General features: G+C 68.2%; 17 protein-coding genes. 10 read left to right on the forward strand and 7 right to left on the reverse strand.

The window, feature by feature from the left end:
- Positions 1-211 precede the first annotated feature (211 nt).
- The 10 genes from FXN61_RS50995 (at position 212) to FXN61_RS34310 (ending at position 12214) form a co-directional block, all read left to right on the forward strand.
- Complete coding sequence (locus FXN61_RS50995) at positions 212-496, forward strand: helix-turn-helix domain-containing protein (RefSeq protein WP_223165707.1); 285 nt, start codon at positions 212-214, stop codon at positions 494-496.
- A gap of 114 nt (positions 497-610) precedes the next feature.
- Positions 611-970 (forward strand): hypothetical protein, encoded by a 360-nt coding sequence (locus FXN61_RS34270; RefSeq protein ID WP_167978098.1) that lies wholly within the window; start codon positions 611-613, stop codon positions 968-970.
- Positions 971-991: 21 nt separating this feature from the next.
- On the forward strand, positions 992-1147 hold the full coding sequence (locus FXN61_RS34275) for a hypothetical protein (RefSeq protein ID WP_167978099.1): 156 nt from the start codon (positions 992-994) through the stop codon (positions 1145-1147).
- A 30-nt stretch (positions 1148-1177) separates the two neighbouring features.
- The gene (locus FXN61_RS34280) at positions 1178-3406 is read left to right on the forward strand and encodes a TOMM precursor leader peptide-binding protein (protein ID WP_167978100.1); all 2229 of its coding nucleotides are present in this window, start codon (positions 1178-1180) and stop codon (positions 3404-3406) included.
- Positions 3406-4779, forward strand: a complete 1374-nt coding sequence (locus tag FXN61_RS34285; protein WP_167978101.1) for a SagB/ThcOx family dehydrogenase — start codon at positions 3406-3408, stop codon at positions 4777-4779. Before FXN61_RS34280 ends, FXN61_RS34285 begins: the two co-directional genes overlap by 1 nt.
- A gap of 372 nt (positions 4780-5151) precedes the next feature.
- On the forward strand, positions 5152-5955 hold the full coding sequence (locus FXN61_RS55835; RefSeq protein WP_167978102.1) for an HlyD family efflux transporter periplasmic adaptor subunit: 804 nt from the start codon (positions 5152-5154) through the stop codon (positions 5953-5955).
- The gene (locus FXN61_RS34295; RefSeq protein WP_167978103.1) at positions 5956-8178 is read left to right on the forward strand and encodes an NHLP family bacteriocin export ABC transporter peptidase/permease/ATPase subunit; all 2223 of its coding nucleotides are present in this window, start codon (positions 5956-5958) and stop codon (positions 8176-8178) included. It abuts the gene before it with no gap.
- A gap of 3 nt (positions 8179-8181) precedes the next feature.
- Positions 8182-11088 carry an NHLP bacteriocin export ABC transporter permease/ATPase subunit gene (locus FXN61_RS34300; protein WP_167978104.1) on the forward strand — a complete coding sequence of 969 codons (2907 nt, stop codon included), beginning with the start codon at positions 8182-8184 and terminating at the stop codon, positions 11086-11088.
- 11 nt (positions 11089-11099) lie between these two features.
- The gene (locus FXN61_RS34305) at positions 11100-12038 is read left to right on the forward strand and encodes a DUF8094 domain-containing protein (RefSeq protein ID WP_167978105.1); all 939 of its coding nucleotides are present in this window, start codon (positions 11100-11102) and stop codon (positions 12036-12038) included.
- 29 nt (positions 12039-12067) lie between these two features.
- Entirely contained in the window at positions 12068-12214 is a 147-nt protein-coding gene (locus FXN61_RS34310; RefSeq protein WP_167978106.1) for a hypothetical protein, read from the forward strand.
- Positions 12215-12274: 60 nt separating this feature from the next.
- Here the strand turns inward: FXN61_RS34310 and FXN61_RS34315 are convergent, their stop codons facing one another.
- From FXN61_RS34315 to FXN61_RS34345, 7 genes are all read right to left on the reverse strand, one after another.
- A complete protein-coding gene (locus FXN61_RS34315) occupies positions 12275-12874 on the reverse strand; it encodes a hypothetical protein (RefSeq protein ID WP_223165709.1) in 600 nt (199 codons plus the stop codon).
- An 11-nt stretch (positions 12875-12885) separates the two neighbouring features.
- A complete protein-coding gene (locus FXN61_RS34320; protein WP_223165710.1) occupies positions 12886-13428 on the reverse strand; it encodes a hypothetical protein in 543 nt (180 codons plus the stop codon).
- Between the two features lie 608 nt (positions 13429-14036).
- Positions 14037-15224 carry an MFS transporter gene (locus tag FXN61_RS34325; protein ID WP_223165712.1) on the reverse strand — a complete coding sequence of 396 codons (1188 nt, stop codon included), beginning with the start codon at positions 15222-15224 and terminating at the stop codon, positions 14037-14039.
- Between the two features lie 11 nt (positions 15225-15235).
- A complete protein-coding gene (locus FXN61_RS34330; protein ID WP_312878202.1) occupies positions 15236-15778 on the reverse strand; it encodes a methylated-DNA--[protein]-cysteine S-methyltransferase in 543 nt (180 codons plus the stop codon).
- A complete protein-coding gene (locus FXN61_RS34335; protein ID WP_312878203.1) occupies positions 15724-17145 on the reverse strand; it encodes a DNA-3-methyladenine glycosylase 2 family protein in 1422 nt (473 codons plus the stop codon). Before FXN61_RS34335 ends, FXN61_RS34330 begins: the two co-directional genes overlap by 55 nt.
- A gap of 356 nt (positions 17146-17501) precedes the next feature.
- On the reverse strand, positions 17502-18086 hold the full coding sequence (locus tag FXN61_RS34340) for a signal peptidase I (protein WP_167978107.1): 585 nt from the start codon (positions 18084-18086) through the stop codon (positions 17502-17504).
- Positions 18087-18094: 8 nt separating this feature from the next.
- Positions 18095-18576: hypothetical protein (locus FXN61_RS34345; RefSeq protein ID WP_167978108.1), on the reverse strand; the 482-nt coding region annotated here is incomplete at its 5' end.

An 18576-nucleotide genomic window follows, 5' to 3' on the forward strand; every position in this document is an offset into this window, starting at 1 on the left:
CGCTCGCCCGCGCGTTGCGCGCCGTGGCGGCGATCGTGCGCGGGCCGCTCGGCCTCGCGTTGCTGGAGGAAGCACTGTCCGTTGTGGACGGTACGCCGTACCAGCTGGAGCGGGCCAAGAGCCTGACCGCGTACGGAGCGGCGCAGCGGAGGGCGAAACGGCTCACGGCGGCACGGCGAACCCTGCACGATGCGGTCGACCTCGCCACCGAGTGCGCGTCGCACTGCTCGTGGACCGGGCGAAGACCGAGCTGCTCACGGCAGGCGGACGGTTGCGCGACGTCAGCAAGTCGGGCCTGGAGAGCCTCACCGCCGCCGAGTACCGCGTGGCGACGATCGCCGCGTACAGCGAGAAGTCGACGAAGCAGATCGCCGAGCAGCTCTACGTGACGCGCCGGACGGTCGAGATCCACCTCGCGAACGCCAGTCGCAAGCTCGGTGTGCGAGACCGTCGCGAACTTCGTGCGGCTCTGCCGCGAAAGGCCGTCCCGGCCTGAGCGAAAGAAATAAGACGCACCAGCGAGAAGTGTGCGCACCACCTTCCGTTTTTCCTTGTCGCTCGTACGGGTCAAAGGGTCTCATTGGTCTCGTAAGGGAAAGGAACCAAGGAAATGGACCCTCGCGCGAAGGCCACATTCATCAGTGCCTACACCAGAGTCCTGAGCCAGGCGTGGTCTAGCGACGAGTTCACCGAACGGCTCGCACGGGAGCCACGGGTGGTGCTGGGCGAGAACGGGCTCGACACACCGGCGGACGCCGAGGTCGAGATCATCCGCTCTCGTGACGCCGATCCCGATCTCGAAGCGCAGATCACGCTCTGGGGCAACGGTTTCAGCTCTGGCAGGTACGTGCTGTACGTCCCAGACATGCCGCAGATCGACACGCGGGAGTTGTCCGAGGAGGACCTCGACGCGGTGGCGGGTGGCGCCGACACGTGCTGTTGCTGCTGCCCGTGCAGCAGCTGTTCGTAAATCAACCGAAAGGAAATCGACATGACCGAGCCGAACAACACACCCGACGTCGCCGCCGAGGTGGACGAGAACGAGCTGGACGACGTCGCGGGCGGTATTTGGCAGGGTTCGGACGCCCCGTACCGCCCCGGTGAAATGCGGACGACCGTCATGCCGCCCGACTTCCACACGATGTGATCGGCCGCTGAGAAAGCTCTGGAGGACAACGTGTACCCCGATGGTCTGCGACGGCCGCGCCTGAAAGCGCACCTGGTCGTGCGGGTGGTGGCACCGGACAAGGTGTTCCTCCTCTCCGAGACCGGCCATCACCTGGTACGCGGTGAGGCGGCGGCCGCGATCGCACCACTGCTGGACGGTCGGCGGACCGTCCCGGAGATCGCGGCCGCCGTCGCCTCGGAGGTGAGCCTCCCCGAATGCCTGTTCGCCCTGGCGAAGTTCCACCGGTTCGGGCACGTCGTGGACGGCGCACCCGAGGCGGACGTGCGCCGGACCGCCGCGTGGGACGCACGGGGCATCGACCCCGGCGCGGCCTCCGTCGCGTTGCGGGTCGCCGAAGCTGGTCTCATCGCCGTCGGCGACGTCGACCTCTCGGGGCCACGCGACGCGTTGGTGGCGAGCGGCGTGCGGGTCGGGGCGGAGCACGGCGACATCACGATCGTCGTCACCGACGACTACCTGAACCCCCGGCTCGGTGACTTCGGCGATCGGCCGTGGCTGCTGGCCAAACCGGTCGGTGACGAGATCTGGCTCGGCCCGTTCTTCCGTCCCGGCGTGACCGGATGCTGGTACTGCCTGCGGGAGCGACTGTCTGGCAACCGCCCGGTGGCGCGCTACCTCAACCACACCGACCCCGGTCCGCTGCGGACGTCCGTCGCGGCGCTGCCGCACACGACCGGTGTCGCCGCGCACCTGATCGCGGGGGCTGCCGTGACCGCACTCACCACCGGCGGTCTGCCCGCACTGGAAGGCGTGCTGGTGTCGTACGACCTCGTCGGCCTGACCAGTGAGCGGCATCCGCTGATCCGGCAGCCGCACTGCCCTTCGTGCGGCGATCCGGCCCTGCTCCGTCCGTGCCCGCGGGTGCGTCTGGTCTCGCGGCCGGCGCAGTCGCGTGACGGCGGCTACCGGGTCGAAGCACCGGAAGCCACGTTCCGACGGCTGGAGAAGCACGTCGACCGGCTGCTCGGCGCGGTGACGTCGCTGCGCCAACTGTCCGATGTGGACCTGGCGCCGAGTTACGTCGCCGGGCACAACTTCGCGCTGAACACCAACAACATCGACGGGCTGCGCCGCACGTTGCGCGGCCAGAGCGGCGGCAAGGGACGCACCGACGTCCAGGCCAGGGTCAGCGCGGTGTGCGAAGCGATCGAGCGTTACTGCGGCGTGTGGTCACCCGGCCGGCAGACGACCGTTGGCAGCTACGCCGAACTGGGGCCGCAGAAGGCGGTCGCGGTGGAGGATCTGCTGTTGTTCTCCGCCGACCAGTACGCGAACCGCCAGTCGTTCAACCGCGAGGGTGCCGGTCGGCTGCACCACGTGCCGGAGCCGTACCACCACGCCCGGCCGATCGAGTGGACGTCCGCGTGGTCGCTGACCCACGACCGGGAACGCCTCCTGCCCGCCGCGTTCACCTGGTTCGGACATCCCGAACTGACCGCGTATCCGTTCTGCATCGCCGACTCCAACGGCAACGCCGCGGGCAACACGCTCGAAGAGGCGATCCTGCAAGGGTTCTGCGAGCTCGTGGAACGCGACAGCGTGGCGCTGTGGTGGTACAACCACGTGCGGCGTCCGGCCGTTGACCTCGGCAGCCTGCGTTCCCAGTACGTCGACGCCTTGCGTTCGTACTACGCGGATCTGGGCCGTGAGCTCTGGATGCTCGACCTGACGACCGATCTCGGCGTGCCGGCGTTCGCCGCGGTGTCGCGGCGGACCGATCACCCGGTGGAGGACGTCCTCGTCGCGTTCGGTGCCCATCTCGACCCGCGCACGGCAGCACTTAGGGCGCTCACCGAGCTGAACCAGTTCCTGCCCGCGGTGGCCACCCGCGAAGCGGACGGCGGCACCCGCTACCTGGAGGACGATCCGTCTACTTTGGACTGGTGGCACACGACGCGGGTCGCCGCTCAGCCGTGGTTGCTGCCCGACCCGGACGCCGCACCGGTTTCCGTTGACATGACCGAACTTTCCGGCGACCTCGCCGAGCAGGTGCGCCGGTGCGTCGACCTGGCGGCGAACGCGGGGCTCGAAGTCATCGTGTGCGACCAGACCAGGCCGGACATCGAGCTGCACGTCGTGAAGGTCGTCGTGCCGGGCATGCGGCACTTCTGGCGCCGCGTCGCTCCCGGCCGCCTCTACGACGTGCCGGTCCGGCTCGGCTGGATCGACAAGCCCGTCGCCGAAGGCGATCTCAACCCGGTGAGCGTGTTCTTCTGATGAGAACGCTGATCCGCTTGCGCGCCGGGGTGGTGGTGCGCACCTGCCCCGATGGCACGACCCGGCTGGTGAGCAGGACGGGTGCCGAGTCGCTGGGCGCGCTGACCCCGGCTCAGGCCGCTGTCCTCGCCGCGCTGGAGAGCGACCGCGACGAACGGGACCTGCTCGCCGCGAACGAGGCGTCCCAGGTCTACGCGTTGCTCATGCGGCTGCGCCGGGGCAACTGGCTGGCGGCCACGCTGGTGTGCGCGGGCACGGTCCGGCTGACCGTGCATCCCACCGGCGGCAGGCACGCGGCGAACCTGACCGCGTTGCTCGCGATCGCCGAACCGCAGGACTCCGCTGTGCTGTCCCGGTTCGCGGTGCTCCGCAGGGAAGACGATCACCTGGTGCTGGAGTCGCCGCGCAGCGGGTTCACCGTGCACCTGGACGATCCGTCCTTGCTGGACATGGACGATCCGGTGGTACGTCACGTGTTGTGCGCCTGCGGCCTCGCCGTGCTCGCGGACGCCGACGAGGCCAGCGCCTGGAGCCCTCACGAGCTGTGGTTCCACGCCCGCACCAGGCAGGGGCGTCACGAGTACCCGTGGGGTGCCACCCGGCGGTTCAGCCCGCCGCCCGGCAGGTGGCCGACCGGCCCCGGCTTGCCGTTGCTGAAACCGGACGTGGTGTGCGACGTGCCGTTGACGGAGGCCATGGAAACCCGGCGGTCGATCCGCGTGCACGACGCGATCCCGCTGACCGCGGCACAGCTCGGCGAGTTTCTGTTCCGCACGGCCCGCACCAGATGCACGTGGTCGTTGGACGGCGTCCAGCTGCTCGACCGCCCGTACCCGTCCGCCGGCGCGCTGCACGAGCTGGAGATCTACCCGGTGGTGCGCGACGTGACCGGTGTGCCGCAAGGGCTTTACCACTACGACTCGCACGACCACCGGCTGGTGCCGGTCGAGGCGGACGAGTCGTTGGTCGCGCGGCTCGCGGGCAACGCCGCCGCCGCGGCCCGCATGACGGGACAACCGCAGGTGTTGTTCGTGATCACTGCCCGCTTCGGGCGGGTGATGTGGAAGTACGAGTCCATGGGCTACGCGCTGACGCTGAAGAACGTCGGGGTGCTGATGTCGGCCATGTACCTGGTGGCAACGGCGATGCGGCTCGCGCCGTGCGCCGTCGGCGGCGGTGACGCGGACCTGTTCGCGGCGGCTGCGGGCCTGGACTACGAGACCGAATCCAGCGTCGGTGAGTTCGTGCTCGGCTCGGCGCCTTCACCAGTGCGGTGTCCAGAATCCTCGCCGGTCACTTTCACGCCCGGTAGGACGCCTCGCGGCAGCCTGGCCGCGGAATGGACTCGGCAAGGTCACTGGACACCGCACTAGGAGAGGAGCAACCAAGTTGACTACTCCCGCCCCCGAAGGAACGGGATTCCCGTCCGTCCTTGCGGCCGGACGCCCCTTGCGAGGCACGCCTCACGGCGCAGGGTTCCTGTTTCATCGGCAACCGCGCCAGGCAGAGCCTGGTCGTCTTACATCGCCTCCGCAGGCATTCACCCCGTACGGGGCAGGTTCCCGGTCGACCACCGGTACCCGTGGTGCTCGTAGCTCCAGCCGGTGCGTGGCTGGGGTGGCACGGGTCGCGTGCCGTTGGCGAGTCTATCAGGAACCGCTGCAGCGATTCCTGGAGCCTGCCCTGCTCCGCAGGGGTCCGATTCCTCCCCGCCGTCAACGGCGGGGCTTCCTTGGAGGTTTCAGGTGAAATTCCGGCAGAACGCACTGAAGAAGCTGAACGCGCTCGACGAGCTGGACGCGCCGGCCCGGCTCGCCAAGCCGAGCAGCTGGATCGCGCTCGCGGCCGTCGCGTTCGTGGTGATCGGCGGCGGGATCTGGGCGACGGTGGGATCGTTGCCGCGGATGGTGACCGCCGCGGGCATTCTCACGCACCAGCAGGGCAGCTTCACGTTGCAGAGCCCCGTCGCGGGCCAGATCACCGGCGTCTTCGTGGACCAGGGCAGCACGTTCCCGCAGGGCACACCGATGCTGACCGTCCAGGTGGGCAACCGCACCGAGATCATCAGGTCGGTCACGGGCGGGCGGGTCACCGCGATGCTCGGCAAGGTCGGCCAGGTCATCGCCGCCGGCAGCGACCTCGCGGTGATCGAGCGCATCGAAGACCAGTCCGACGGCCTGGTCGCCGTGCTCTACGTGCCGACCGGTGAGGCCGGTCTGATCCGCAAGGACACCCCCGTCGACCTCGCCGTGCAGTCCGCACCGGCGCAGGAGTTCGGGGTGCTGCGCGGCACCGTTGTCTCGATCAGCCAGTTCGCCGAGAGCAGGCAGCAGATCTCGGACTTCCTCGGCGACGACCAGCTCGGCGATCGGTTCACCGCCCAGGGCCAGCCGTTGAAGATCGTCGTACGGCTCATGGAAGGCGAGACGGCGAGCGGGTACCGGTGGTCCACGCAGAGCGGGCCGCCGTACCGGATCGACTCGCGCACGCTCGTCACCGGTGCGGTGCAGCTGAGCCCGATCAAGCCGATCGAATGGGTGGTGCTGTAGATGACCACGACCCTTGAGTCGCCCAAGGCGGCCGAGCCTGCGCCGGAGCCGAAACCTGCTCCGCCACAACGGAAGTACCGCCCGCTCAGGACGCCGACCGTGCTCCAGATGGAGAACGTCGAGTGCGGTGCCGCGTCGCTGGCGATGGTTCTCGCGCACTTCAAGCGGTACGTGCCGCTGGAGGAGCTTCGGGTCACCTGTGGTGTGTCGCGGGACGGGTCCAAGGCGTCCAACCTGTTGAAGGCCGCACGCAGCTACGGGCTGGTCGCCAGGGGCATGCAGATGGACCCGGAGGCACTCGCCGGGGTGAAGCCGCCGGCGATCGTCTTCTGGGAGTTCCGCCACTTCGTGGTGCTGGAGGGAGTCGGCACCCGGTGGGGCCGACCGGTCGTCCACGTGAACGATCCCTCCGAAGGGCGCCGGGTGCTGCCCGCGGAGGAGTTCGACGAAGGCTTCACCGGCATCGTTCTCGCCATGGAGCCGGGACCGGACTTCCAGCCGGGAGGCAAGCGGCCGGGCCTGGTCGACGGACTTCGGCCGAGGTTGCGCGGCATCGGCGGACTGCTGTTGCTGAGCATCCTGGCCAGCCTGTTGCTGATGGTCGTCGGTGTCGCAACGCCGGCGTTCACCCGCGCGTTCGTCGACATGATCCTGCTCGGCGGCGACAACTCGATCCTGTTGCCCTTCTTCGCGTTGATGGCGTCGACCGTGGCGCTCACGTTCGCGGTCACCGCGATGAGGCAGTCGTATCTGCTGAAGGCCCGAATAGCCAGTGCGACGCTGAGCAGTGCGCGGTTCATGCGGCACCTGCTGAAGCTGCCGGTGGGGTTCTTCACCCAGCGCAGTCCCGCCGACGTCACGAACCGCATGCGCTCCAACAACAGCGTCGCCGAGATGCTGTCGCGCGACCTGTCGACCGCGGTCATCGATGCGTTGGTCGTGTTGCTGTACGCAGGTCTGCTGTGGAGCTACAACGCCCGGCTCACCGTGATCGGTGTAGCGATCGCGTTGCTCAACGTGGTGGCGTTGCGGATGGTGGTCCGCATCAGGGCCAGCGGCGTGAAGAAGCTCGCCCGCGACGAGGCGAACATGTTGCAGGTCTCCTACAGCGGTCTGCAGCTGATCGAGACGATGAAAGCGACGGGAGGTGAGAACGAGTACTTCCGCAAGTGGGCGGGCAACCAGGCAAAGGTGTTGTCCGGTCAGCAGAAGCTCGGCACACCCAGTGCCATGCTGTCGGTCGTCGCGCCCATGCTGGCGGCGCTGAACTCCGCGTTGATCCTGTTGATCGGCGGCCTGCAGGCGGTGGACGGGCACATCTCGATCGGTCTGCTCGTGGCGTTCCAGACGCTGGTCACGTCGTTCAGCCGGCCGATCACCCAGCTCACCAGTCTCGCCGGGCGCGTCCAGGACTTCGGTGTCGAGGTGACGCGGTTGCGGGACGTGGAGAACTACCCGGCGGACGAGCTGAACAAGGTGCCGGAGCCGGAGCACGCCAAGCGGCTCAACGGACACGTGCTGTTCGACCGGATCACCTTCGGCTACAACCCGCTCGCCAAGCCGTTGCTCGACGAGTTCTCCTTCAAGGTCGGGCCCGGAGAGCAGGTCGCGCTGGTCGGCGGTTCCGGCAGCGGCAAGTCCACGGCGACGCGGCTGATCTCCGGGTTGTACCGGCCGTGGTCGGGCAGGGTGCTGGTCGACGGCGTGCCGCGCGACGAGATCCCGCGCAGCGTGCTCGCCGCGTCGGTGACGTTCGTCGACCAGGAGATCTTCCTGTTCGAGGGCACCATCCGCGACAACGTGACGCTGTGGGATCCGTCCATTCCGGACGAAGACGTGATCGCCGCGTTGAAGGACGCCGCGATCTACGACGTCGTGTCGGCCAGGCAGGGCGGCCTGGGCAGCAGGGTCGAGGAGGACGGACGCAACTTCTCCGGCGGCCAGCGGCAACGGCTGGAGATCGCGCGGGCGCTCGTGCGCAACCCCAGCGTGCTCGTGCTGGACGAGGCCACCAGCGCGCTCGACTCCGAGACCGAGCTGATCATCACCGAGAACGTCCGGCGCCGCGGCTGCGCGTGCATCGTCATCGCGCACCGGCTCTCCACGATCCGGGACAGCGACGAGATCATCATGCTCGACTGCGGTCAGGTGGTCGAGCGCGGAACGCACGCCGAACTCGCCGACGCGGGCGGGCCGTACGCCGCCCTCATCAAGGAGCACTGAACCATGACCCAGTTGCTGAGTTCGGGCGTCGTCGACCTGCTGGGGCATCTCGGCACGGAAGTCGGCCGCGCGCAGCGGATCCCGTTGGAGGGCCGCAACACCCTGTGGCTCGTCACCGAAGGCGCACTCGACCTCTTCGCGGTGGACACCGGCAGCGGAGGCAGATGGCACTTCGTGGGCAGGGCGAGCGCGGGCACGATCCTGTCCGCGCCGGTCCGCGGCCCCAAGCACACCCTGGTCGCGCGGCAACTCGCCGGCGCCGCGTTGCGCGAGCTGCGGATCAGTGAGCTGGATGCGGGACAGTGGCACCGCACCGGAAGGTTGAGCCCCGAGGAACAGGCGCTCGCGCAGGGCATCGACGCGGGATTGCAGATCCTGCTGGCCTTCACCAGGGACGGACTCCCGCCGCGGGAGTTCGTGCCGCTGCGCGCGGGTGAGGAGATCAAGCTGACCGCGGGCCAGAAAGCGCGTCCCGAACGGGGTGTGCTGTGGATCGACGTCGACAAAGGACGGATCTGCACCGGCGGCTCCGCCGGTTTCCGGATGCGGGAGGCGGGCGACTCGGTCACGGTCGGCGAGCTCGACTGGATCTCCTGCGAGACCTATGCGGCCGTGCGGGTCCACGACACCGAGAGCCTGCTCGCCGACGGGCTGCTGTGGCAGTACCTGCGGGGGCTCCAGACGAGGGTGCTCTACACGATCGACCGCGCGGTCGAACGTCAGGACCGGCTGAACAACGAGCGCATTTCCGCCGCCCGTGCCGCGGGCGAGGAGGTGCGTGACCGGGCGGACCAGGCGCTGCTGTCGTTGCTGCAGCCCGAAGACGGGACGCACACCACGTTGCTCGGCGGCGACGAGGACGCGACCGTGGCCGCGTGCAGGCTGGCCGCGGCCGAACTCGGCATCGAGGTCACCGCACCGGACACCAACACCACCAACAGCAAGGTCGGCCCGATCGAACGGGTGGCGCTGCGATCGCGCTTCCGCTGCCGCACCATCACGCTGAAGGACCAGTGGTGGCGGGTCAACGCCGGCCCGCTCGTGGGGCATCGGGAAAAGGACCACGCACCGATCGCGTTGCTGTGGCGCCGTGGCGGCTACCACGTCGTCGACCCGGAAACCCGCATGCGCACGCCCGTCACGGCCGAGTTGGCGAGCGAGCTGGAGAGCCGGGCGGTGATGTTCTACCGCCCGTTGCCGGAGAAACCGGTCCGCAGCTGGCGGCTCCTGTGGTTCGGCCTGCGCGGCAACCTCGGCGACGTGCGCACGCTGGTGCTGTCGACGGCCGCGTCGGTGCTGCTCGGTCTGCTCGTGCCGATCGCGACCGGGCAGGTGCTCGGCGAGTTCGTGCCGAGCGCCCAGAGCGGTCTGATCGTGCAGCTGTGTGTCGCGCTCATCGTGGCGAGCCTCGTCGGGGCCGCGTTCGCGTTGCTGGAGAACGTCGCGCTGCTGCGCATCGAGGGCAGGTTCGAGTCCACGCTCCAGGCCGCGGTCTGGGACCGCCTGCTGCGGCTGCCCGCGAAGTTCTTCACCCGCTACTCGACCGGCGAGCTCGCCAGCGCCGCGCTCGGCGTGAAGCACATGCGCGCGGTGCTGATGGGTGTCAGCTCCATCGTGCTGCACTCCGGTGTGCTGGCGTTGTTCAACTTCCTGCTGTTGTTCTGGTTCAGCGTGCCGCTCGCGTTGCTGGCCGGCGTGTTCGTCCTGGCGAGCACGGTCGTCTTCGTGCTGTTGGGCGTGCGGCAGATGCGCTGGCAGCGCAAGTCTCTGGAGCTGGACTTCCGGTTGACCAACAAGGTGTTCCAGACCCTGCGCGGGTTGCCCAAGCTGCGCGTCGCGGCCGCGGAGAACCGCGCGTACGGCGACTGGGCCGGCGACTTCGTGCTGAGCCAGGACTACCAGAAGCGGATCGGCCGCTACCAGAACCTGATCGGTGCGTTCAACGCCGCATACGTGCCGCTGTGCACGATGGGGTTGTTCCTCACCCTCTCCGGTCCGGCCTCGGACAGCCTGACCGTGACGGAGTTCCTCACGTTCAACGCCGCGTTCGCGATCATGCTCGCGTCGTTGATGCAGCTCACCAATTCGGTGACGTCGGTGATCGCGATCGTGCCGATGTACAACCGGCTGAAGCCCGTGCTCACCGAGCCGCTCGAGGTGTCGTCAACCGCGGTCGTGCCGAGCGAGCTGTCCGGTGACATCGAGGTCAACCACCTGACGTTCGGTTACGTCGAGGACGCGCCGCCGGTGCTGAACGACGTGTCGTTCCACATCCAGCCGGGTGAGTTCGTCGCCGTGGTCGGCCCGTCGGGCTGCGGCAAGTCGACGTTGCTGCGGCTGCTGCTGGGGTTCGAGAAGCCGGTGTCGGGCACCGTTCTCTACGACGGCCAGGACCTGTCCTCTTTGGACGCATCGGCCGTGCGCAGCCAGTGCGGTGTGGTTCTGCAGCAGGCGAAGCCCACCAGCGGGTCCATCTTCGAGGCCATCGCGGGCGCGCAGAACTACACGATGGAGGAGGCCTGGGAGGCGGCCGAGATGGCGGGCATCGCCAAGGACGTCAAGGCGATGCCGATGGGCATGCACACCCAGCTCAGCGAGGGCGGCACGCTGTCGGGCGGACAGAAGCAGCGACTCGTCATCGCGCACGCGCTGATCCGCAAGCCCCGCATCCTGTTCTTCGACGAGGCGACCTCCGCACTGGACAACGAAACCCAGCGCGTCGTCACCGAGAGCACCCGCCGGCTGCAGGCCACGCGCGTCGTCATCGCACACCGCCTGTCCACCGTGCTCGACGCGGACAAGGTCATCGTGCTCAACGGCGGCCGCATCGAACAGTTCGGCTCCCCCTCCGAACTGCTGGCCGACTCCGCCGGACTGTTCCACCAGCTCGTCCGCAGGCAGATGCAATGAGGAGAACTCTCGTGTTCAGACTGTTTCCGGCACTGTTGCTGCTGGTGGCGGGATGCGGTGCGGCACACCAGGCCGTCGCGACCGAGCAACCCGCGTCACCGGTGCTGTCGAACTCCGCGGCGGCCGAGGTCGTCACCGCGTACGACCGGGGCAACAACGAGCTCAACGCGGCGTTGAACGCGACGGGACTCGCCGGCATCGAGACCGAGCCGCTGCGCACCAGCAGCGACGCGTGGCTGCGGATCACGAAGACGCGCGGACAGACCGTGCCGCTGATCACCAGTGGTGACCCCAGGTTCATCGTGCCGTCCGGTGCGCAGTGGTTCGTCGCTTCCTCGAACCGGGTACGCGGCGGCGTGCCGTCGCCGCGGCCGGTCTACACCGTGTTCACCAAGTCCGACGGCGGCAAATGGCTCGCCGCGTACTCGTTGACACCACTGGACGACGCACCCCCGCCCGCGGTGAACGCGGCGTCGGCGGCCACCGCGGTGACAGACTTCGCCGATCTGCTCGTGCAGCCGGAGTCGGTGGGCAAGGCGGTGCTCGACCACTACACGGCGGGCCTGGCCGGCCAGGACGACTTCGCCAGGAGCGCGGCACTCGACGACCAGCTGGCCAACGGCTACGCCGTCGGCCTGGACGTGCTGCGCAGCAAGGGACGCACGCTGCAGCGCTCGCTGGAGCCGGCGTCGCACCCGGTCTACGCGGTCCGCACCACCGACGGCGGAGTGCTCGCGTTCACCGCGGCCACCGTGGTCGACGTGATCAAGGGCGCCTCCGTGACCTTCGACGCGAGCAGCAACGAGGCCGCGTTGCCGGGCGGACAGCGAACGGCGAACCAGTTCCGCGTGACGCGGTTGCAGACCTACCTGACCTACATCCCCACCAAGTCGTCCGGGTCGCAGGCGAAGGTGCTCGCCTTCACCGACACCCCGGTCAGCGTTCGCTGAAGTCAACGTGGAAGAGCAGGAGAGCCGACATGAACGAGCACGTCGAACCGAACGAGCAGGAGGACGCCCTCAACGGCGTCAACGCCCTCAACGTCGTCGACATCGTCGACGAGGAGGAACTGGACGACATCGCGGGCGGTGACGGCGGCCAGCCCTCCTACCCTCCGTACCTGTGACGACACGGCGCGGCCGGCACTCGCCGGCCGCGCCGCTGTCCGTGCAGGGGTGAGGGCAGGTCAGGAGGCGGGCACAGAGGCGGCACTGCTGGTGAAGATCTGCTCCACCGTCAGCCCGTCCGGCGACGGCGCCTGGTTCTTCACGGGAACGCGTCCCTCGGCGCGCATGTCCTCGGCCAGATGGGGATCACGCGGCGTTGCGAACGTGCCGCCGTCGACGCCGACGACGCACATGGCGACGGACGTGCACCCGTAGACCGGGCCGTCCGGGCCGTCGTACCAGTGCTGCAGGTAGAAGACGTACCGGCCCTTCGGCAGGCTCGTCGCCACGTCGGACAGCGCGGTCTCCGGCGAGCGGGAGAACTCCACGACAGCCTGGGAGACACCGGCCTTGCTGGACTTCTCGACGTTGATCCCCACGTTCGACGTGCGGTGGGCGGGCTTGCCGGGGTCGGTGTACTCCTTGCCCTCGGTCACGCCGCCGATGGTGCCCAGCACCACCAGCTGGGACTGCGAGGCGAGGTCCTCGACGGTCTCCGGCTCCTCCGGCATCGAGCCCTGAACGGTGTGCGCGTCCCAGAAACCAGGAGCGGCAACGGGTGCGGACGAACATCCGGTGAGCGCGAGCGCGGCGGCGCCCACCAAGAACAAGGTGCGCATCGAAATCCTCATCAGTAGGCGCCGTTGATGTGGTTCTTGTCGTGCGTGGAGTAGTAGTTGTGGTCCGGGTTTCCACGCATGCACGAACGGTTCGGCGTGGTGTACGAGCTGTTCTTGCCGGACGCGTGGCCGAGGCCGACGGTGTGGCCGATCTCGTGGCAACCGAGAGACTTGTAGTTGCTGTGCGGCACGCGGTTGTTGATCACGAGCTCGTGCTGCTCACACTTGGCGGCGTTGACGCGCCTGATGCAGCTCGCCCACGCGTAGGCGTTCCTGAGGTCCGACGGCGGGTTCCAGGTCGAGTACACCCACACGTCGACCTTGGTGTTGTAGGTGGCGTTCACGCTCGTCGTCATGTCCGTCGGCGCGAGCGAGTTCTGACGCGCCCAGTTGACGCCGTTCTTCTGCGCCGCACTGAGGTCGTCGTCGAAGTAGAAGCTGTGTGCCGAGTTGTCCGCGTGCGGGCTGAAGCTGTTGGCGGAGGCGGTGAGCGGCGCCGCCACCAGCAGGCCCAACGCGGAAGCCAGCACCGCGAGGATGCTCATTTTGCCCATGCAGGCACGATGTCAGCGGCCGCTGACAAATCGGTGACACCGGGATTCCCCGCAGCTCGGGTGCGTTCATCATCACCGTTGAGACAGCAGGGCTCGATCGATGGAGCAAAATCCACCATGGAGTGCCGCCGTTTTGATGTTGATCGAGCGATGGCATGGAGGCCCCGCGGTGTCGACTCGTGACAGCCGGGCGGTTGGTGCTCACATGGCCTGGCGTCCTGTGTGGTCGATCCACATCACGACAACACTGCCGTGGAGACGAACGAAGCCGCAGGCTCGACCGAGCCTGACGAACTGCTTGCGAAAAGCGCGCCGAGCTGACGTTCAGCACTGGCCTGACCACAAGCGGCCGATCTCGGCCGAGACGCTGCGTCAGCAGCTTGAGATCAGCGCCGACCGTGCGCGTGTGATGGCAGCGGTTTCCGTCGCGGATTCGGCGGTAGCCGGTGCGGAACGGGCTGCTCGTAGACGGCCGGCGGACGACCACGTAGTGGACCGACCACAGATCCAGCGCCGGACAGCGGTCAGTGTTGGAGCGGTAGCCGATCCCCACCGGATCGACGAACCGGCGTGCGCGGTGTTCGGCTACTGAGAGCCGTACCGACTGGTCAGGTCTGTGCTGATGATGCTCTGGAACCGTCCCTGACGGTGAGCAGCGCGAGGCCCGGTAGCCCGGCTATCAGGGTCATCACCGTTGCGGCGAGTGCCAGCTGGCCATGGACCAGCATGGGTGTCGCCAGCGCGGATCCGAGTGGCAATGTCCCTTGCATGAGCGTGCGTAGCAGGGCGAACGCGCGGCCGTGCAGTTCCGCTGGGATACGTTGCATGCGCAGCGACTGTGCCCAGATCGTCATCGGAGCACTGAGCAGGCCGACCAGGAAGAATCCAGCGCCGACCGCTATCTGGCTCGGCGTGGCGAGCAGCAGGAGGTAGGCGCACGCAGCCGGGATCTGCACCATTGCGATGGCGCGCAGGGGCGAGCGTTCGGTGCGCATGTTTCCGGCGATGGCGGCGCCAACGAACTCTCCGGCGGCGGTGGAGGCCAGCAGTGCCCCGAGTGTCCCGGCGCCACCCGGCAGTTCGTGTTTCGCCAGCCAGGGCGCGGTGATCAGGAGCATTCCCTCGGCGATGTTGAAGGCCATGAATGCCACCGTGGTCACAATGATCACTCGGTCCCGGCCCAGCCGTCGCAGTGGCGCCGGTGCGGCTGCCTGCCGGGCCGGACGCAACGGCCGTCGGACCAGTGCCGCGGTGAGCGCGAACACCAGGAACGACGCGGCGTCGACCGCCAGCACGCCGGCCGGACCGATCCAGCTGATCAGCACTCCCGCCAAGACCGGCCCGATCATGCTGGCCAGGCTGAAACTCAGCGACTCCAACGCGTTCGCCGCGTTCAGATCCGTCTCGCGGACGAGCGCCGGGATCGCGGCCGGAAATCCGGCGAGCGGCACCATCTTCAGCAACCCGTATATCGCCGCGACGCCGAACGGCAGCCAGTCCGGCATCATGCCCACCGCCGCTGTGAGTGGGATGGTTGCGACGGCCACGGCGCGAACCAAGCTGTCGGCGATCAGTACTGCCCGTTTGTCGAAGCGGTCCAGCAGTGGCCCGACGGCCAGCCCGCCCAGCACGACCGGCACCGTGTAGCAGACACCGAGCAGACCGAGCCGGGATACGCCGTCTGTCTGGGCGAGCACGAGCCAGGACAACGCCACGAACGTCATCCCATCGCCGATCAACGACACCGTCGATCCCAGCCACAGGCGGCGAAAATCGCCGGCGCGCAGCACCGACATGTATTGCCGCATCACGCCACGCCTTCGTGTGCCAGCAGCCAGCGCTTGATCGCCAAGCCGTAGTAGTAGCCGCCCAGTGAGCCGTCCGAACGTACGATTCGATGGCACGGAACCACCAGTGGCACAAGGTTTTTCGCACACGCCGCACCGGCTGCCCTTGCCGCCCAGGGTTTCCGGCCGACCCGGCCAGCTCGGTATAGGTAACCGTGCTGCCCGGCCGCACCTGGCGCATCGAGTTCCAGGCTGAGACGGTGAACGGGCTTCCCTGCTGGTGCACGGGAATGGCGTCGAGCGCGTGGACATCGCCGTCGAAGTAGGCGCGTACGGCGGCTGTCACCGCAGGAACGTCGCCCAGGCCGGTGACCGGCTTGGCGGGCAACTCCAGACGACTGGGATCGCTGGTGAATCCGGCCGCGTAGACCCCGCCCGCGGCGACGGCCAGGCTGAACGGGCCGACCGGGGTCGGCAGAGTGGTGGTGTGCATGGTCCTTCCGGATGTTCAGGGCAGGCTTGCCCACAAGTGCATGGCGGCATACGACCGCCAAGGCCGCCACTGCCGGGACCGTTCGTCCAAGCGTGACGAAGTACCGCTGAGGCGCCGTGCGGCGCCGCGCAGTCCGAGGTCGCCGGAGGGGAACGCGTCGAGGTCGCCCAGCGCGTGCATCGCCACATACCCGACAGTCCGCTGGCCGATGCCAGGTATCGCCAGCAGCCGGGCGACCGTGTCCGTACGGTCGGCGTACCGGTCGAGGCGGAGGTCGCCATCGCAGACGGCCCGCGCCAAGGCGCGGATCGTGTCCGCACGCCGCGTGGTCAACCCGATGGCGGCCAGGTCTGCTTCAGCAAGCGCGTCCGGCGTCGGGAACACATGAGTCAAGGGCTGCGCGGCCACTGGTTCACCCCACCGATGGACCAATCGGCGCGCCGCCTGTTGCCCCAGTACCGAACGAACCGCGAGCTCGAAACCGTCGGCGCAGCCCGGCACTCGAAGCCCTGGGCGCGTCGCGACCAGCGGACCGATCAACGGGTCGTCGCCGAGGTCCTCGGCGATCATGTCCGGGTCGGCGTCCAGATCGAACAACTCGCGGCAGCGCTGTACAGCCGCGGTGGTGTCACGAAGGTCGCTCACATGCAGCCGCACGGACACCGCATCGGCACCGATGCGCAGCGAAACCCAGCCGGTCGATCGAGGCAGGCGAAGGGTCCGCCGGTACTCGCCGTCGTCGACCGCCTCCACCCCGGTCAACAAACGCTCGGCGAACCATCCGAGCAACGGCTCGGCCGACAACGGAGGCCGATAGCGCAGCCGCAGCACCAAAGGGCCGGTGCAGTCCACTTTCGCTGAACCATTTCGCAACTCGCTTGGCGCGCGGCCGAACGCCGCCCGGATCCCATGGTTGAACTGACGCACGCTCGAATACCCCGCGGCGAAGGCGATGTCCGACAACGACAGCGCCTGCGACTCGATCAACAGCCGCGCGATCTGAGCGCGGCGGTTCAATGCGAACGCCTGTGGCCCCACACCGAGCTCGGCGACCATCTGCCGGTGCAGGTGCCGCTCGCTGACCGTGAGCTGCCGAGCCAAGCCACCGATACCGACTTCGTCGACCACGCCAGCCGTGATCAGGCGCAGCGCCCTGGCCACCAGGTCCCCGCGGACATTCCACTCGGGTGACTCCGGGGCGCTCTCCGGCCGGCAACGGCGGCAGGCCCGGAACCCGGCAGCCTCGGCGGCAGCGGGCACCACGAAGAACCGGGTGTTCGGCCGCTTCGGCGTTCGCGAGGGACAGACCGGCCGGCAGTAGACGCCGGTGCTCGTCACAGCCACCACGAAGCGGCCGTCGAACCGCGGATCGCGGCTGGACATCGCCCGATAGCAGGTCTCGAAGTCGAGCATGCCGCCGATTCTCGCCACTCGCACGTCCGTTGTCCTGCCATGATCGGACATGGCGGTCGTCACGTCGTCGGTCGAGCCCGCGCCTCTGCCAGATGTCCTTCAATAACCGGTGTGGTGCCCCCGGCAGGACTCACAACAGATGGGAACAGCTCCGACCAAGCGTTTCTTGCGAGGACGTCTTGTCGTCGAGCATCGCCTGTCACTCGATCGGATCGGTCCGGCGGTTCTGGTTCAGCTTTGCGACAGTGACAAGCCCGGGCCAGAGGGACGCCTGTGATGCCGCGGGATCGTTGCCCACGCGTACCTGGTTCAGTTCAAACACGTCGTGTTGCGCGACATACCTTGTACAGAGCTTTGTCACGTGCTCAGGCACGACACGTTCACACCACGCCGGCACGTTCACGGTCGTCGGTGTCGCGCTCGCGCGTTGACGGCCCGGATTGGTAGATGAGCCGTTTGGCCCCCAGCAGCGTGCACGTGCCGACGAGCAGGATCAGCGCGATCCGTGGCCAGGTGTGCTGGCCGGCAAGCGCGAACCGGCCCAGGTCGGGAACGCGCCCGACGACCAGCGGAACGGACGAGGATGTGATCCGCAGCTGGTACGGGTCGATGGTGTCGTTGTTGTCGCCCTTGGTGCGTACCACGGGGCCGTCTGGCTGCCGGGTCAACTCGACGATTCGGTGCACGTAACGTTGTCCAGGGGCGTCTGGCCTGGGTAGCACGACCACGTCCCCGACCTGGATCTCACTCACCGCCACCGTTCTGGTGATGGCCAGGTCACCCGCCTCCAGCATCGGGGACATGCTGGGCGAAAGCACCGGGAGAAACGCGATCTGCAGCATCACCACCGCCACAGCAGCCGAAGCGGTCACGAGCGTGGTCAGCGCGATGAGCGTCCCGGTGAGCACTCGCCGCACGCCGAACCGCTGGCGAAGCCGGTCATGTGCCGCGGTAGCTGTTGTCACGATGCACCTCAGGTACTTGTGGTGGTCGGGATCCTGGCCTGCGATCTCGCGACGCTGACTGACAGGTTCACGGTGGTGAGGGCCGCGACGCTCGCGGACACCTTGATCGACACAGACTCGTTGGTGGCGAGCGCCAGGGAAACGGCTGTCGATCCCGAAGCAGTGGTGTCGAGAACGCGCGTGTTCGAGGTGGAGCAGGTGCCGTTGGCGTTCCACGTCGCGCCGATGCAGGCGGTGGCGGTGAACGTGCCCAGACCTCCCTCACGGGTGAGGGTGTAGGTCTGGCCGCTCAGCGACAGTGAGCCGTTGTTGCGGACGGAGACGTAGACCGGCGACCCGAAAAGGGTCCAGCTCATGGAGATCGGTTGGCCCAGCGAGTCCGTTCCGCCGGAGTTGACGAGCACCGCGGCCCAACGCCCGCTCGCGGCGGTGGTCGTCGTCGTGCCGGTCGCCGCGATCGCCGCGGCTGCGATCCCCGCCGGCAACACCG

Origin of the sequence: Lentzea indica, from assembly GCF_012184385.1 — a bacterium.
GTDB classification, from domain to species: Bacteria; Actinomycetota; Actinomycetes; order Mycobacteriales; family Pseudonocardiaceae; genus Lentzea; species Lentzea indica.

Bases quoted from the DNA above. Each gene is read 5' to 3' on its own strand.
- FXN61_RS34270 (WP_167978098.1), top strand. From the start codon at position 611: ATGGACCCTCGCGCGAAGGCCACATTCATCAGTGCCTACACCAGAGTC.
- FXN61_RS34275 (WP_167978099.1), top strand. From the start codon at position 992: ATGACCGAGCCGAACAACACACCCGACGTCGCCGCCGAGGTGGACGAG.
- FXN61_RS34285 (WP_167978101.1), top strand. From the start codon at position 3,406: ATGAGAACGCTGATCCGCTTGCGCGCCGGGGTGGTGGTGCGCACCTGC.
- FXN61_RS34295 (WP_167978103.1), top strand. From the start codon at position 5,956: ATGACCACGACCCTTGAGTCGCCCAAGGCGGCCGAGCCTGCGCCGGAG.
- FXN61_RS34300 (WP_167978104.1), top strand. From the start codon at position 8,182: ATGACCCAGTTGCTGAGTTCGGGCGTCGTCGACCTGCTGGGGCATCTC.
- FXN61_RS34310 (WP_167978106.1), top strand. From the start codon at position 12,068: ATGAACGAGCACGTCGAACCGAACGAGCAGGAGGACGCCCTCAACGGC.
- FXN61_RS34315 (WP_223165709.1), bottom strand. From the start codon at position 12,874: ATGCGCACCTTGTTCTTGGTGGGCGCCGCCGCGCTCGCGCTCACCGGA.
- FXN61_RS34320 (WP_223165710.1), bottom strand. From the start codon at position 13,428: ATGGGCAAAATGAGCATCCTCGCGGTGCTGGCTTCCGCGTTGGGCCTG.
- FXN61_RS34325 (WP_223165712.1), bottom strand. From the start codon at position 15,224: ATGTCGGTGCTGCGCGCCGGCGATTTTCGCCGCCTGTGGCTGGGATCG.